Origin of the sequence: Neiella litorisoli, assembly GCF_014773395.1 — a bacterium.
GTDB classification, from domain to species: domain Bacteria; phylum Pseudomonadota; class Gammaproteobacteria; order Enterobacterales; family Neiellaceae; genus Neiella; species Neiella litorisoli.
This window is the reverse complement of the sequence record NZ_JACXAF010000044.1, coordinates 1-1,393: the sequence shown is the minus strand read 5'-3', so window position 1 is coordinate 1,393 and position 1,393 is coordinate 1. Positions and strand designations below refer to the sequence as shown.

1 protein-coding gene is annotated in these 1,393 nt (G+C 48.3%); it reads left to right on the top strand.

Translation table 11 applies throughout. The annotated features are described in order from the left end of the window. The first annotated feature begins 55 nt into the window (after positions 1 to 55). A complete protein-coding gene (locus IC617_RS19160; protein ID WP_191146509.1) occupies positions 56 to 1,384 on the top strand; it encodes an IS4 family transposase in 1,329 nt (442 codons plus the stop codon). Positions 1,385 to 1,393 lie beyond the last annotated feature (9 nt).

The window sequence follows — 1,393 nt, the reverse complement described above, 5'->3', positions numbered from 1 at the left end:
GATCTTCCGCAGGCTATATAAAGGTCTTAACTTCTTCAGTTAGGACCTTTTTCTTTTGCAACTGACAACCGCGCTGGCAATGGCCAATGGCTATGCACCAAATACCGAAGAGCTCGGTAAACTCTCCGATATACTCTGCCCTAATTTTATCAATCAATGTCTCGAAACCAGTGGTGTTGCGACCGTCAGAAAACGCCGAATCCCTTTAGATATGGCAGTGTGGACCGTCATTGCGATGTCGCTATACCGGCAAGAGCCGGTTTGGAGCATTGTCAGCAAAGCGCAACTGATGTTGCCAGGAAAGAAGCCCTTGGTTGCTCCAAGTGCTGTGGTTCAAGCGCGTCAGCGGCTAGGGGCCGACGCAGTGAAAGAAGTCTTTCATCGCAGCCAGCAAATGTGGCATCAACAAGCCAATCACCCAACGTGGTCGGGCTTAAAACTCCTTGGGGTTGATGGCGTTGTTTGGCGCACACCAGATTCACCAGACAATCGAACACGATTTAAAGCGCCTTCCAATCAAAACGGCGATGGGTCTTTTCCACAAGTTCGGATGGTGTGTCAGATGGAATTAACCAGCCACATGATGGTTGCTAGTGCCTTTGACAGTTATAAGACCAATGAAATGACCTTGGCCGAACGTTTGATTGACACCACGCCAGACCACACTCTGACCCTATTCGACCGAGGCTTTTACTCGCTAGGCCTGCTGAATCGCTGGCATCAAGCGGGAGAACAACGTCACTGGCTGATGCCAATGAGAAAAGGTGCCCAATACACGGTGATTAGGAAGCTCGGACGAAACGATAAAATTGTCGCCTTGCAGGCCAGCCCACAAGCGCGGCGAAAATACTCCGACCTCCCTGATAGGGTAGAAGTCAGGTTGTTGACCAAAACTATCAAAGGAAAAGAGGTTAGTATTCTGACTTCAATGACTGACGCCATGCGGTTTCCTAGTGCTGATATCGTTGATTTATATCGTCATCGCTGGGAAATTGAAGTGGGCTATCGAGAGATGAAATCATCGCTGCTTAACAATGAATTTACGCTGCGAAGTAAATTGCCAGAAATGATTGAGCAGGAGCTGTGGGGGTTGCTGCTCGGTTACAACATCATTCGTTACCAGATGGTTAAAATGGCACAAACGGTGCCTGGCTTGTATCCCAATCAATTAAGTTTCACCACCAGTGCAGCAGCGATTATCCACTTAATATATGGCTTCTGGCTCGAAGCCGCTGGCACCATCCCGAAGCGAATTAACCACCTACTTGATGAAACGCCACATCACATTCTTCCGCCGAAACGGGAAGACAGAATTTACCCTAGATGCGTGAAGCACAAGGCGCGAAAATATCCCAATAAGAAAAATGCCAGTCAGCTTAACTGACTGGCATTA